Below are 13033 nucleotides of genomic sequence, written 5' to 3' on the forward strand. Positions count from 1 at the left end.
GTTTAGTCGACGGTGAAGGTCATGGCGCCGGTAATCGGGTGCGTATCGGCGGATACCGCACGCCACTCCACTTTGTAGCGACCGGCAGACAGGCGACTGGAGGGGGTGACGAGCAGGGTCTTGGGATCGCTACCGGCACTGATCCTGGCGTTGATCGGCATCGGGGGATGGACCATGCCCGGCATGGCGGTCATCACCAGCTTGGCGGCGGAGAACTGCGGCGTCAGGGTTTCCGAGAATTTGAGTTCGATGCGTTCCGGCGCCGGTCCCCGTGCTCCTTCGGCCGGCAATGAAGACAGCAGTTTCGGGTGGGCCTGGGCGAGTGCGGCAAACAGCAGGGCACTGCCCAGGACAAGGCTGGTGTTGAGTGTTTTCAGGGATGGCATGCAAGGCTCCCGGCGACGTAGCCGCCAATGGTTGATGTGAGGAGTGGCGCTGTTGGATTTCAGAACCACAGGCGCACGCCCAAGACCAGGCGCGTTTCGCCGCGCTTGTCGCCTTCTTCGCGGGCGTAGTCGGCGCTCTTGCCGTAGCTGCGGTTCCAGGTCACGCCGATGTAGGGGGCGAACTGGCGGTGCAGTTCGTAGCGCAGGCGCAGGCCGACTTCGCTGTCTGCCAGGCCCGAACCCATGCCCCGTTGAGGGTCGTTGCGGCTGTACAGGTTGACCTCGGCGGTGGGCTGCAGGATCAGCCGGTTGCTCAGCAGAATGTCGTAATCGCCTTTGAGGCGCAGGGCCGCCTGGCCGCCTTCGCCCAGGTAGGCGGTGGCCTGGCTTTCGAAGTTGTACAAGGCCATGCCCTGCAGGCCCAGGGCGGCCCAGGTTTGTGGCGAGCCGGGTTTGAAGTCCTGGCGTACGCCCGTGACCAGATCCCACCAGGGGCCGACGGCATGGCCCCAGAGTGCCTCCAGTTCGGCGTTCTCGGTGACACCGTTGGTGCGTTCGCCCTCACTGCGCAGCCAGAGGCGGTCGATGTCGCCGCCGATCCAGCCATTGAGTTCCCAGGCCAGGGCGCTACCGCGCTCGGCATCCTGGTATTCCAGTTGATTGAGCAGCCAGAACGAGTTGATGGCGCGGTCGTGCACGCCATGACCGTCGACGTCGGGGAAAGCGGCCTGGCGGTCGGCATCGCTGGGCAGCGGGATCGGTGTACGGCTGGTGGTGGGGGGTGGCGCGCTGTCCATGGCCTGCATGCCATCGTGCAGGGTGCCCATCTGGCTATGGTCCATGGCGGGCATGGCCTGCCCTAAGCCCGTGGTTGCCGCGCCGGCCGGTTGAAACCCGGCCAGGCCCAGGCCGAACAGGGCTGCGGACAATAGACGGCATGCGGTCAGTTTCATGTCGCAGCCCTCTCTTCCTCGATTCGCACTTCCCGGAACATGCCCATCTCCATGTGGTACAGCAGGTGGCAGTGGTAGGCCCAGCGCCCGAGGGCGTCGGCGGTGACCCGATAGCTGCGCCGGGTGCCCGGTGGCATGTCGATGGTGTGCTTGCGCACCAGGAACCGGCCCTGTTCGTCTTCCAGGTCGCTCCACACTCCATGCAGGTGGATCGGGTGGGTCATCATGGTGTCGTTGACCAGGGTGATGCGTACCCGCTCGCCGTAGTGCAGGCGTAAAGGTTGTGCGTCACTGAACTTGATGCCGTCGAAGGACCAGGCGAACTTTTCCATGTGCCCGGTCAGGTGCAGTTCGATAGTGCGGCCAGGCTCGCGGCCGTCGGGGTCCTCGAAGGCACTGCGCAGGTCGGCGTAGGTCAGTACCCTGCGGCCGTTGGCGCGCAAGCCGATCCCGGGATCGTCGAGCTTTGGCTTCGGGTTCATGGTTTGCATGTCCACCAGCGGATTGCCGGTTTCCGAGGCCGGGTGGGACTGCATCTGGCCCATGCCGGTCATTTGCCCATGGTCCATTCCCTGCATTCCCTGCATGGAACTGTGGTCCATCGAGGCCATCGGCGGGTGCTCGCCCTGCATATCGCCCATGGCGGATGGGGTTCCATGGTCCATGCCGGCCATGCTGGCGTGGTCCATGCCCATGTCGGCCATGCTGATCAGTGGGCGCGGGTCCAGGGCCGGGATCGCGGCACTCAGGCCCTGGCCCACGGCCAGGGTGCCACGGGCGTAGCCGGTGCGGTCCATGGATTGGGCGAACAGGGTGTAGGCCGGTTCAGCGCCTGGTTCGACCAGCACGTCGTAGGTCTCGGCGACGGCTATGCGCAGTTCGTCGACACTGACCGGCAGCACGTATTGGCCGTCGGCGGCGACCACGGTCATTTTCAATCCGGGGATGCGCACATCGAAGTAGGTCATGGCCGAACCGTTGATCAGCCTCAGGCGCAGCCGTTCTCCTGGCTTGAACAGCCCGGTCCAGTTGCTGCCCGGGGTCTGGCCGTTGAGCAGGTAGCTGTAGGTGGCCGCGCTGATGTCGGCCAGGTCCGTGGGGCTCATCTTCATTTCGGCCCACATCTTGCGGTCCGCCAGGGTCGCGGCCCAGCCATCGCGACTGACGTCCTCGATGAAGTCGCCCACGGTGCGCTTGTGGTAGTTGAAGTAGCCGGACTGTTTTTTCAGGATGTGCATCAAGCGCTGCGGTGCCATGTCGCTCCAGTCGCTGAGCAGCACCACGTGCTCGCGCTCGTACTGGAATGGCTCGGGCTCGCGGGCGTCGATCACCAGGGGGCCGTAGACCCCGGCCTGCTCCTGCAACCCGGAGTGGCTGTGGTACCAGTAGGTGCCGTTCTGCCGGACCTGGAAACGGTACTCGTAGAGCCCGCCGGGGGCGATGCCCTGGAAGCTCAAGCCAGGGACACCGTCCATGTTGGCTGGCAGGAGAATCCCGTGCCAATGGATAGAGGTGTCCTGTGCCAGGCGATTGCGTACGCGCAGGGTGACGGTGTCACCTTCGCGCCAGCGCAGCAGCGGACCGGGCAGGCTGCCGTTGATGGTCATGGCGGTGCGCGGCTGGCCGGTGAAGTTGACCGGCGATTCGCCGATGAACAGATCGAACTGCTGGCCGCTCAGCTCCAGGGGTTGGCCACCGGTACCCAGCGCCCAGACTGGAGAGCGCCAGAGATCGCTGCCGGCCAGCACTCCGGCGGCGGCCAGGCCTTTGATGAAGCTGCGTCGAGTGGGGTTGCCATGCATGCCGATTAGGTCCTGTTTGTCCTGGGTTTCAGGTTGAGGCAGAGACTAATCAGCTACGGCTGTCAGCAAACTGAGGGGCAGGTTACAGATTTGTCAGCGCGATCCTATTCAAGGAAAGGCTTGTAGCGGTGAAGGACTGTGGGGTTATAAATGCCCAGGGTCATGGCTCCTGGCTGCCCGATGTTTTCCCGAGACTGGAGAGGTCCCATGAGGCGATACCTGATGTTGCTGGTGTTGGTGTGTTTTTGCGCTCCAGCCCTGGCGGAGCATAGCCCCCTGGAGCAGGAGAACCGGCGCAAGGTGCTGGCGTTCTACCAGTTGGCCCTGAACGACAAGGACTTCGCCGCCGCCCGACCTTACCTGGGCGATCACTACATTCAGCACAACCCCGGCGTCAAGGACGGTATCGAGGGGTTTCGGGAGTTCATCGAGTTTCTGCGCGAGCACTATCCAACGTCGCGCAGCGAGGTGCGCCAGGTGTTCGTCGATGGCGACCACGTGATAGTGCAGGTCAAGAACACCGGTCGCGAGCCCGGGGTGGTCAGGTCGATCATCGATATCTATCGCCTGGAGCAAGGCCGGATCGTCGAGCATTGGGATGCCACCCAGGTACTGCCGGACAAGACGCTGAACAGCAACGGGGTGTTCCCAGGGGACTGATCAGCCCGGCGGGGCCTCGAGCACACGCTTGAGATTATCCAGGGCCTGGCTGGACAGGCGCTCCATGCGCGAGCGCAGGCCACCCAGGTTGAGATCGGTGGAGAAGTGCAGGGTGCGCTTGAGGAGCGTGCCATCGCCCTGCTTGCGCAGTTGGTAGTCGATGCTGCCATCCAGTGGCGCGGAACTGAAAACGGCCCTGAACTCCCGGGGCAGCACGGCGCTGGTCACTCGATAGCTGAGTTGGACCTGCAGCCCCAGCAGGTCGATGATTTCGCTGAATCGGTGGCCGGCTGGCAATGAGCCGCACAAGCCGGTGTCGGCTCGCAGGGAGCCGGGGTTCCATTCATGCCAGCGATCCGGCTGGGACAGGTAGTAGTAGACCGTGTCGATGCCGGCAGCGATGTACCGCTGCTGGCTGATGTATTCACCCGTCAAGTGGGGCTGGCGCTGGCCCATGACGCACCTCCTTGTGACCGGAGCTGCAAATATAGCTGCCCTCGCGCACTGAATCGGGAGGGCGCTCGACCGTTCAGCGGACTTTGAAGCGTCCCATCAAGGCACTGACTCGCGAGTTGGCCTGCAACAGGCTCTGGGTGTTGTCTTCACTGGCCTGGCCGCTGCGTACCAGCTCCTCGACCATATGTCGGATGCTCACCATGCTGCGGTTGATCTCTTCGGTAACGGCGCTCTGTTGCTCGGCGGCGGTAGCGATCTGGGTGCTCAGGCTGTTGATCTGGCTCACCGAACCGGCCATCTCGTCCAGGCCGGCGTTGACCCGGGCCGTGGCGTCGGCTGCCGACTGGCAGCTGGCCTGGGTGTTCTCCATGGCGGCAACCGAAGAGCTGACGCCCTGGGTCAGGCGGCTGAGCATTTCGTTGATCTCTGACGTGCTGGCCTGGGTACGGGCGGCCAGGGCTCGTACTTCATCGGCTACCACGGCGAAGCCGCGACCCTGTTCCCCGGCGCGTGCCGCTTCGATGGCCGCGTTGAGGGCCAGCAGGTTGGTCTGGCCGGCAATGGCGCCAATCACGCCAAGGATTTCGGTAATGCGCTGGGCATCTTGTTGCATGGCTTCGACTTTCTGGGTCGCGCTGGCCACTTCGTCGACCAGGGCGATCACGCTGCCCGAGGCTTGGCCCACCACCTGTCGCGAATGTTCGGCATGCTCATTGGCACGCTGGGTGAAGGCTGCGGTCTCGGCGGCATTGGCCGCGACACTGTCGGCGGTGGAACTCATCTGGGTAATGGCAGTGACGGTCTGGTCGGTTTCCGAGGCATGTCGGGCCAGGATCTGTCCGGTCTGCTGCGAGGTCCGCTGCAACTGATGCAGGCTGTCGGCCATGGCATCAGTGGCCTGGGTCACTTCGCCGATCATGTCTTGCAGGTAGCTGATGAAGCGGTTGATCGAGTGACCAATGGCTCCCAGTTCATCCTCGGCACGGATGGTGATGCGCCGGGTCAGGTCGGCATCGCCAGTGGCCAGGGCATCGATATTGGCCTTGAGGGCTTTCATTCGTTGCACCAGTTGGCGGATGGCATAGATCTGCAGCAGTACCAGCAGCAGCACCATGGGTAATTGCAACAGGCTCAGGGTGCTCAGCACATCGTCGCGCTGGGCGGTGATCAAGCGGGTTGGCAGGGCGCTGGCAAGGAACCAGGGAGTGCCTTCGATGGGACGCATGAAGAAGGTGCTGGCCACGCCGCCGTTGTCGAACTCCAGGCGTTGCAAGCCACTATCGTGCTTGCCCAGGGCTTGCTGCACCTGGGCCGCGAAGGGCGAGGCGGGGGCCAGTTCGCTGATGTTCTTCAGGACAATCGGGCTATTGATCCGCGAGCTGTTGCTGATGATCTTGCCATCGGCCTCGACGATCAGCATCTGGGCGCCCAGGGCCTGTTCCTGGCGAGCGACCAGCTCGTTGAAAAAGCCCAGGGTCACATCGATGGTCGCCACGCCATAGGCGGCGCCGTCGCGGCTGATCGCCATGGCGCAGTTGGTGCGCGGTTCGGCACTGGCGTCATCCTTGTAGGCCGCAGCCCAGGCACACTGGCCCGGCGGGCTCTGCAGGCCGCCCTTGTACCAGGCCTGGTCGTAATAGTTGGGCGCGGCGTCACTGTTCCAGAAGGTATTGACCTTGAGCTTGCCCGAGCCATCGCGGTGCCAGAAGGTGCTGTGCTTGGCGCGCCCCGGAGTGCGCTGGCCGGGCAAGGGCCAGATGCCGCCACCGAAGACCTTCTGCTCGCCATATTGGTCCACCAGCTCTGGCAAGACGCGGTCGATGCTGTCGCTGTCGAGCAGGGGGATGGTCTGGGTGATGCTGCGTTGCTGGGCCTGGACCTTGTTCAACTCACCCTGGATGCGTTCTGCCACCTCGGCGATGCGATCGAGGGCGACTTGTTCTTCGGTGTGGCGCAGCTTGGGGGCTACCAACTGGCCGATGCCCAGCACGGTGAGTACCAGCATCAAGACAATGAACAGGACCAGGAACAGCGTGTAGCGGGTTTGAATCGTGCGCAAAGCGGGCATGGGACCTGTCCTTACCGAGCGTTTCTTATTCTTTGGGGGCTGCACCTTGCTAGGGGCATTCATAAGTTGTCGGCACGAATCCAGGGCTCTTTAGGACGTTTGTCCAAAAATTTTGAATTTATTAGCAAAGAGTCTGCCGGAATGCTGAGCAGGTGCTGGATTTTTCAGGCTTGATACCTTTCAGATAGCCAAAATCGATCCCGGGAAGGTTTTTTGAAGTGCTGAGACCCTTTAAATACGGGCCTTTGGGAGATCGTGTCGAAAATGTACGAAAATTGTAAATTGTGGAAATAAATCATTGGCGATGATTGTTTCGGCGTTGATACTTGCGTTCATTCAGATGTTTCAATACAGCAGTTACCCTGTTTGAGTAGCTTATCCAGGACTTTTCGCAGAGTCCGAAGATAGCCTGCAGGGGAATTGGAAAGCCGGACTACAGGAGTATCAGTATGGCAATCGGATACGTTGGGGGCTGGAGCAGCAAGGCCGGCCTATTGAACCAGAGCGGTGGCGACGTGAAGAAAGTCCCGCAAAGCGCCAAGGTCCGGCAGATCCTGGGCCAGGTGGGGCAGAACCCTACGGTGCTCGATGTCCGCAAGATGGATCAGCTCAAGCTGCACAAGCAAATCAAGGGTTTCGATCCGACCAACGTCACTATCAAATCCTTGGGGAGCATGAGTACCTTCCTCAAGAACAACGGTTTGATCTCGGACGTGACGGCGTTGAACCTGATCAATGCCGGTGACAAGTTCGACCGTTTTGGCATCCCGAAAAATCCTGAGGAGTCGTTCAACGCCCTGGAGTATTTCGCGATGAAGCTCGACGACATCCAGAACAACAACCTCAAGGGCAACAAGTACGCCAACTACCTGATCCCTGAGTACAAGAAGGCCATCTACGTCCTGCAGAGCTTGCAGAACTACGGCAAGGGCAACGGCACTACGGTGCCCAACAAAGACGGCTCCACCTCCGCCAAGGCCTGAGTCGGGATAAAAAAGGCCGGGGCGCTTTACCAGCGACCCCGGCCTTGTCGTTTCAGCGATTGAGCAGGGCCATCACCTCTTCGCTGTAGCGAGTGCCGGCGGTGGCTTGCGGGCTGAAGATGCGGCCCAGCGACGCCAGGTCGTCGGCGCTCAGGCGCACGTCCAGGGCCGCTACGTTCTCCTCCAGATAGCGCCGCTGCTTGGTGCCGGGGATGGGTATCAGGTATTCACCCTGGGCCAGGACCCAGGCCAGGGCCAGTTGCCCAGCGCTGACCTCCTTCTGTATCGCCAACTGCTGCACCTGTTCGACCAGGCGTAGGTTGCTCTGGAAGTTCTCTCCCTGGAACCGCGGGTTGAAACGCCGGTAATCATCGGCAGCGAAGTCGTCCGGGCTCTTCAGGGCGCCGGTGAGAAAACCCCGGCCCAGCGGGCTGTAGGGAACGAAAGCGATGCCCAGGCGCTGGCAGGTGGCAAGGCAGTCGTTTTCCTCGGGGTCGCGGCTCCACAATGAGTACTCGCTTTGCAGGGCGCTGATGGGGTGGACCTTGTGCGCTCGTTCCAGGGTGCTCGCCGAGGCTTCGCTCAGCCCCAGGTAACGTACCTTGCCGGCTTTCACCAGTTCGGCCATGGCACCGACGGTTTCCTCGATGGGGACCTCGGGATCGATGCGGTGCTGGTAATACAGGTCCAGGGTATCGACTCCCAGGCGTCGCAGGCTGCCATCGATGGCGGCGCGCACATATTCCGGGCGGCCATCGACCTCGCGGGCAGAGGGTTTGCTGGGGTCGCGGACAATGCCGAACTTGCTGGCCAGGAACACGTGCTCGCGTTTGCCGCGAATCGCCTGGCCGATCAGCTCTTCGTTGCTGTGGGGACCGTACATGTCGGCGGTGTCCAGCAGGGTGATGCCCAGCTCCATGGCTCGATGCAAGGTGGCGATGGACTCCCGGGGATCGCTGCCGGTGGTGTAGAAGTCGCTCATGCCCATGCAGCCCAGGCCTATGGCGGAAACCTGCGGGCCGTTACGGCCCAATTGTCGAGTGTGCATTGTCGGATACTCCGATGGTGGGGGATGGCGCTATTGTGCTGCTCGACAAAATTCGGATAAACAGGCAAAAATCACTATCACTATTATTATTTTCTAAATAATTATCGGAGGAGTGATGGACCGTTTTAACGCCATGCGTGTCTTCACCCGGATCGTCGAACTCGGTGGTTTTGCCCGGGCCGCCGACAGCCTGCAGTTGCCCAGGGCTTCGGTGACCATCCTGATCAAGCAGCTGGAGGCCTACCTGGGGGTGCAGTTGCTGCACCGCACCACTCGCCAAGTCAGTCCGACCCTGGATGGCGTCGCCTATTACCAGCGTTGCGTGCGCCTGCTTGCGGACCTGGAGGAAACCGAGGCCGTGTTTTCCCAGGATCGTCGTAATCCGCGGGGTACGTTGCGGGTCGATATGCCGGCCGGAGTTGGTCGCCTGATCCTGATGCCGGCGCTGCCGGAGTTCTCCGCTCGCTATCCGTTGATCGAGTTGGAGATCGGCCTCAACGATCGCCCAGTGGACCTGATTCGCGAGGGGGTCGATTGCGCCTTGCGCGGTGGCCCGGTCCTGGATGACCGCCTGGTGGCAAGACCCTTGGCGCAGATGCCCCAGGTCACCTGCGCCAGCCCTGGCTACTTGCGGCAGTACGGTACTCCGCGGTCTCTCGAGGATCTGCAAGGGCACCGGATGGTGGAGTATTTTTCCAGCGTCTCCGGCAAGCGCTATGGCCTGGAGTTTGTCCAGGATGGGTTGTTGCGGGAGGTCGAGCTGCCCAGGCAGGTCTCGGTCAACAGTGCCGACGGTTACCTGGCGGCTTGCGAGGCTGGCTATGGATTGGTGCAGGCACCGTACTACCATGCTGCCCACTCGTTGCAGACGGGGGCCTTGCAAGAGGTGCTCCAGGCTTATGCGCCGCCGCCCTTGCCCTTGACCGCGCTCTATCCGCCGCAGCGCCAGCTGTCTACCCGGGTACGGGCATTCGTCGATTGGCTGGTGGAGCTGTTCGCCCGCCAGGGCCATTGCCCCGCCAGGCCTTGAGCCTGGCGCAGGCAGCAAAACGCCCGCAGCAGGGCGGGCGTTGGTCAAGTGGGCGGGGATGGCCGATGGCTTGGCCGGATGACTTAGCGGTGGTAGTAGCCGGGGCCACCATCGTAGTAACGGTGATGCCAGCCATCGCGGGGCATGATGATGCAACCCGACAAGGTCAGTATGGCCAGCAGGGGAATCAGCAGTGTGATTCGACGAAGCATTTCTCGATCCTCAAAGGCACAGGGAACATGACAAGGCGGGGAGGAAGAAAAATCTCCAGCGCGCCTGTACCATGTGACCCCGATTTGCCCCGCACATCCCCGTATCCGGGTATGTGCTTGGCATTGGCCTTGATACACAGCGGATACAATTTCAGCTTCAGGATTCCGGCAATGACCCAGTCACAACGTTTGAAATATTCGATTCTGATTTCCCTGGCAGTCCTGGGAATCATGTTTGGCCTTTCCTACCTACAGAATAGCGGCGTCATCAGCGAGAAGACCTTCCAGTACATCGCCATCGCCGTGGCCGTTATCGTGGTGGTGATCAATGGCGTGATGCGGCGCAAGGTCAAGCCTTGAGCCCGTGCCGGGCGGCCTCAAGCAAGGCCGTCCAACACCGCTGCCGCCTGCTGGTGCAGGCTGTAGCTCTTGTCTGCGTTGAGGGTGATGACGCCCTCGCTGCAGAGTCGCTTCAATACTTCCCGCACGCTTAGAAACGACAATGGAATATCCAGTTCCAGCAGTTGGCTGTGGATGCCGCGTACTCCCAGGGAGCGTTCGCTCTGGGCCGCAGTGAGCAGGGCATCGATGACTTTCAGGCGAATCAGGCTGGTTCGCAGGCCGAAGCTCTTGAGCATGTGCTTGATTCGTTCGTTGCTGTGGCGCTCGACGTTTTTGCCGAAGACACCAGCGCCGGCGTTCAGGGAGGGCGTTCTGGTCACGGTATTGCCGTCCATTGGCAGTTGCGGGTTGTACATGCAAAAACTCCTTAATCAGAGCCTGATCAGGAAAAGAATGATGGGTGCTCTAGTAACTAGACGAACGAGCAGGGCAAATCATGAGGCCCTGGATGTAGAAAAATTGTCAGTATCAGGTCGCTGACATGTCATGACCGCCTTGATAAAGGCGCGGTGCGGTTAATTTTTTTCCATCGACTTCGTCTGTATGGCAGGCAGGCGCCGGGTTATCCGTGCCCGGCCGGATGCCCAGGCTGGCGGCCCTGCCCATTCTTCCTGCACCCCAGCCCTGGTTCTGTATTTCTGTATCAGGAGTCGGTGTGATCATTTCCAGGCAGTTCCCGAATTTTTGCCTTGCAGCCCTGGTTCTGGGCTTCAGTTGCGGCGTCCAGGCGCTGGCCCAGCCGGAACAGACGCGAGCCGAGATCCGTCGCACCAGCTTCGGCGTGCCGCACATCCGTGCCAGCGATGAGCGTGGCCTGGGATACGGCATCGGTTATGCCTATGCCCAGGACAACCTGTGCCTGCTGGCCAATGAAGTGTTGACGGTGAATGCCCAGCGTTCACGGTATTTCGGCCCTGAGGCGCAGACTCTGGAGCAGCGAGACAATCTCAGCAGCGATGTGTTCTTCAGCTGGCTCAATACTCCCCAGGCCGTCGAAGCATTCTGGCAGGCGCAGACTCCGGCGATGCGCGAGCGCATGCAGGGTTATGTCGAAGGGTATAACCGTCAATTGGCTGAGCGCCGCAAGCAGGGACTGCCAGAACAGTGCCAGGGCGAGTGGGTGCGGGCATTGACCACGGCGGACTTGGTGAAGTTGACCCGGCGCTTGTTAGTGGAGGGCGGGGCCGGGCAGTTCGCCGAGGCCCTGGCTGGGGCCGCGCCGCCAGGCGTTGTAGCGCAGACCGGATTGTCGGCACAGGCCTGGCAGCTGGCCTCCGCGCGCCAGCAGCGCTTTGCCCTGGATCGAGGCAGCAACGCGGTGGCCATCGGCAGCGAGCGCTCGTTCAATGGCCGCGGATTGCTGTTGGCCAACCCGCACTTTCCCTGGGTTGGCGCCATGCGCTTTTACCAAATGCACCTGACCATTCCTGGTCAGCTGGATGTCATGGGTGCGGCCTTGCCCGGACTACCGCTGATCAATATCGGCTTCAACCAGCACCTGGCCTGGACGCATACGGTGGACGCCTCCAAGCATTTCACCCTGTACCGCCTGCAACTCGACCCCAAGGACCCGACCCGGTATTTGCTGGATGGCCGTTCGGTGCCTCTGGTGCGCCAGGTCGTGACGGTGCAGGTCAAGGGGGTGGATGGCCAGTTGCAGAGCCAATCGCGCACACTCTACAGCTCGGAGTTCGGCCCCGTGGTGCAATGGCCTGGTGAGCTGGACTGGAACCGGCAATACGCTTACAGCCTGCGTGACGCGAACCTGGACAACACTCGGGTGCTGACCCAGTGGCAAGCCATGAATCAGGCCTCCAGCATTGCTGGCCTGCAGGACAGCGTACATCGCTTGCAGGGCATTCCCTGGGTCAACACACTGGCCGTGGATGACCAGGGGCGAGCCTTGTATATGAACCAATCGGTGGTACCCAACGTCACCCAGGCCAAGCTGGCGCTTTGCAGCGACCCGCGGGCCGGAACCCAGGTCATCGTCCTTGATGGTTCGCGGCGTGCGTGTGCCTGGGACATCGACCCGGCAGCGGCCCAGCCGGGTATCTTTGCCGCCAGCCAGCTGCCACAACTGGCCCGTAACGACTATCTGCAGCATTCCAATGACTCGGCCTGGATGGTCAATCCCGTTGCTCCGCTGGAGGGCTTCTCGCCGGTGATCAGCCAGCAGGACGTGCCCCTGAAGATGCGCGCACGCTTCGCCCTGGAGCGCCTGGGTCGCCTGCATACGGCCCAGGTCAGTGACTTGCAGCACATGGTCAATGACGAGCAGGTCTATCTGGCCGGGCAGGTCATGCCGGACTTGCTGCAGTTCTGCGAGCAGGACCTGGGAGCGGATGCCGAGCGCCTCGGACCGTTGTGCGCCAGCCTCAAGTCCTGGGATCGCAGTGCTGGTTTGCAGGCCGGGCTGGGCTTCGTGTATTTCCAAGGGATCATGCAGGAGCTGTTGCAGCGCCCGGACGTCTGGCGCGTAGCCTTCGATCCCAAGGATCCGCTGCATACCCCCAGAGGCTTGGCCATCAGCCGTGCGCCCGTCGCTCAGGCCATGCGTGAGGCGATGCTGGCTTCCTTGCAACAGGTGAAGGAGGCCGGGTTGGCCGATGATGTTCGTTGGGGCGATATCCAGCAGGTCAGCCAGGGTGGCCAGCCCACTCCGGTACCCGGTGGCCCCGAGAGCCTGGGTATCTACAACGCCATGCAGAGCGTGCCGGGTAGTGCTGGCAAGCGTGAGGTGGTGAGTGGTACCAGCTACCTGAGCGTGGTCAGCTTCGATGGGCAGGGGCCGCGAGCCCTGGGATTATTGGCATTTTCCTTGTCCAGCGACCCGAGTTCGGCCCATTTTCGCGACCAGACCCAGGCCTTTGCCCGTAACCAATGGAGCGAGCTGCCTTTCAGCGAGGCACAGATCCAGGCGGACCGGGGCTATCGATTGCAGTCGATCGAAGAGCCGCGCAAGGAGGCGCTGCCAGTATCCGGGCAATGAGCCAGTGAGATCGCTGAAGGCCGTTCCCGCCATGGGGCGGC

The 13033-nt window shown here is 62.0% G+C and carries 13 protein-coding genes; 5 read left to right on the forward strand and 8 right to left on the reverse strand.

The annotated features are described in order from the left end of the window. Positions 1 to 2: 2 nt before the first annotated feature. From copC to ATY02_RS14725, 3 genes are read right to left on the reverse strand one after another with little or no spacing between them, the layout of a single operon-like run. Positions 3 to 386 (reverse strand): copper homeostasis periplasmic binding protein CopC, encoded by a 384-nt coding sequence (copC, locus tag ATY02_RS14715; protein WP_068587014.1) that lies wholly within the window; start codon positions 384 to 386, stop codon positions 3 to 5. A 59-nt stretch (positions 387 to 445) separates the two neighbouring features. Then, positions 446 to 1339 (reverse strand): copper resistance protein B, encoded by an 894-nt coding sequence (locus ATY02_RS14720; protein WP_083236028.1) that lies wholly within the window; start codon positions 1337 to 1339, stop codon positions 446 to 448. Then, a complete protein-coding gene (locus tag ATY02_RS14725) occupies positions 1336 to 3141 on the reverse strand; it encodes a copper resistance system multicopper oxidase (RefSeq protein WP_068587016.1) in 1806 nt (601 codons plus the stop codon). The genes ATY02_RS14720 and ATY02_RS14725 overlap by 4 nt, the downstream gene beginning before the upstream one ends. A gap of 207 nt (positions 3142 to 3348) precedes the next feature. Here ATY02_RS14725 and ATY02_RS14730 point away from each other — a divergent pair, with 207 nt between their 5' ends. After that, positions 3349 to 3801, forward strand: a complete 453-nt coding sequence (locus tag ATY02_RS14730) for a nuclear transport factor 2 family protein (RefSeq protein ID WP_068587019.1) — start codon at positions 3349 to 3351, stop codon at positions 3799 to 3801. Here the strand turns inward: ATY02_RS14730 and ATY02_RS14735 are convergent, their stop codons facing one another. Continuing rightward, positions 3802 to 4257 (reverse strand): SRPBCC family protein, encoded by a 456-nt coding sequence (locus tag ATY02_RS14735; RefSeq protein ID WP_068587021.1) that lies wholly within the window; start codon positions 4255 to 4257, stop codon positions 3802 to 3804. It lies immediately after the preceding gene. A 73-nt stretch (positions 4258 to 4330) separates the two neighbouring features. Continuing rightward, complete coding sequence (locus ATY02_RS14740; RefSeq protein ID WP_068587023.1) at positions 4331 to 6325, reverse strand: methyl-accepting chemotaxis protein; 1995 nt, start codon at positions 6323 to 6325, stop codon at positions 4331 to 4333. Between the two features lie 449 nt (positions 6326 to 6774). On the opposite strand from ATY02_RS14740, the gene ATY02_RS14745 reads away from it, so the two are divergent. Continuing rightward, positions 6775 to 7308: a hypothetical protein gene (locus tag ATY02_RS14745; protein ID WP_068587025.1), complete on the forward strand. Its 534-nt coding sequence runs from the start codon at positions 6775 to 6777 to the stop codon at positions 7306 to 7308. A gap of 52 nt (positions 7309 to 7360) precedes the next feature. Here ATY02_RS14745 and ATY02_RS14750 read toward each other — a convergent pair whose 3' ends face one another. After that, complete coding sequence (locus ATY02_RS14750) at positions 7361 to 8356, reverse strand: aldo/keto reductase (RefSeq protein ID WP_068587026.1); 996 nt, start codon at positions 8354 to 8356, stop codon at positions 7361 to 7363. A 115-nt stretch (positions 8357 to 8471) separates the two neighbouring features. Between ATY02_RS14750 and ATY02_RS14755 the strand changes: the two genes are divergently transcribed. Continuing rightward, positions 8472 to 9386, forward strand: a complete 915-nt coding sequence (locus tag ATY02_RS14755; protein ID WP_164823664.1) for a LysR family transcriptional regulator — start codon at positions 8472 to 8474, stop codon at positions 9384 to 9386. Positions 9387 to 9469: 83 nt separating this feature from the next. Here ATY02_RS14755 and ATY02_RS36360 read toward each other — a convergent pair whose 3' ends face one another. Continuing rightward, positions 9470 to 9598, reverse strand: a complete 129-nt coding sequence (locus ATY02_RS36360) for a hypothetical protein (protein ID WP_265582645.1) — start codon at positions 9596 to 9598, stop codon at positions 9470 to 9472. A gap of 171 nt (positions 9599 to 9769) precedes the next feature. On the opposite strand from ATY02_RS36360, the gene ATY02_RS14760 reads away from it, so the two are divergent. Next, the gene (locus ATY02_RS14760; RefSeq protein ID WP_068587029.1) at positions 9770 to 9958 is read left to right on the forward strand and encodes a hypothetical protein; all 189 of its coding nucleotides are present in this window, start codon (positions 9770 to 9772) and stop codon (positions 9956 to 9958) included. Positions 9959 to 9975: 17 nt separating this feature from the next. Here ATY02_RS14760 and ATY02_RS14765 read toward each other — a convergent pair whose 3' ends face one another. Beyond that, positions 9976 to 10356: a fe2+ zn2+ uptake regulation protein gene (locus ATY02_RS14765; protein ID WP_068587031.1), complete on the reverse strand. Its 381-nt coding sequence runs from the start codon at positions 10354 to 10356 to the stop codon at positions 9976 to 9978. A gap of 299 nt (positions 10357 to 10655) precedes the next feature. Here ATY02_RS14765 and ATY02_RS14770 point away from each other — a divergent pair, with 299 nt between their 5' ends. Continuing rightward, positions 10656 to 12992, forward strand: a complete 2337-nt coding sequence (locus ATY02_RS14770) for an acylase (protein WP_068587032.1) — start codon at positions 10656 to 10658, stop codon at positions 12990 to 12992. Positions 12993 to 13033: the final 41 nt, after the last annotated feature.

The sequence above is a fragment of the Pseudomonas sp. BIOMIG1BAC genome (assembly GCF_001705995.2).
In the GTDB taxonomy this organism is placed as follows: domain Bacteria; phylum Pseudomonadota; class Gammaproteobacteria; order Pseudomonadales; family Pseudomonadaceae; genus Aquipseudomonas; species Aquipseudomonas sessilinigenes.

Coding starts and splice junctions, on each gene's coding strand:
- ATY02_RS14740 (WP_068587023.1), bottom strand. CDS start 6,325: ATGCCCGCTTTGCGCACGATTCAAACCCGCTACACGCTGTTCCTGGTC.
- ATY02_RS14735 (WP_068587021.1), bottom strand. CDS start 4,257: ATGGGCCAGCGCCAGCCCCACTTGACGGGTGAATACATCAGCCAGCAG.
- ATY02_RS14730 (WP_068587019.1), top strand. CDS start 3,349: ATGAGGCGATACCTGATGTTGCTGGTGTTGGTGTGTTTTTGCGCTCCA.
- ATY02_RS14765 (WP_068587031.1), bottom strand. CDS start 10,356: ATGTACAACCCGCAACTGCCAATGGACGGCAATACCGTGACCAGAACG.
- ATY02_RS14750 (WP_068587026.1), bottom strand. CDS start 8,356: ATGCACACTCGACAATTGGGCCGTAACGGCCCGCAGGTTTCCGCCATA.
- ATY02_RS14760 (WP_068587029.1), top strand. CDS start 9,770: ATGACCCAGTCACAACGTTTGAAATATTCGATTCTGATTTCCCTGGCA.
- ATY02_RS14720 (WP_083236028.1), bottom strand. CDS start 1,339: ATGAAACTGACCGCATGCCGTCTATTGTCCGCAGCCCTGTTCGGCCTG.
- copC (WP_068587014.1), bottom strand. CDS start 386: ATGCCATCCCTGAAAACACTCAACACCAGCCTTGTCCTGGGCAGTGCC.
- ATY02_RS14725 (WP_068587016.1), bottom strand. CDS start 3,141: ATGCATGGCAACCCCACTCGACGCAGCTTCATCAAAGGCCTGGCCGCC.
- ATY02_RS14755 (WP_164823664.1), top strand. CDS start 8,472: ATGGACCGTTTTAACGCCATGCGTGTCTTCACCCGGATCGTCGAACTC.
- ATY02_RS14745 (WP_068587025.1), top strand. CDS start 6,775: ATGGCAATCGGATACGTTGGGGGCTGGAGCAGCAAGGCCGGCCTATTG.
- ATY02_RS36360 (WP_265582645.1), bottom strand. CDS start 9,598: ATGCTTCGTCGAATCACACTGCTGATTCCCCTGCTGGCCATACTGACC.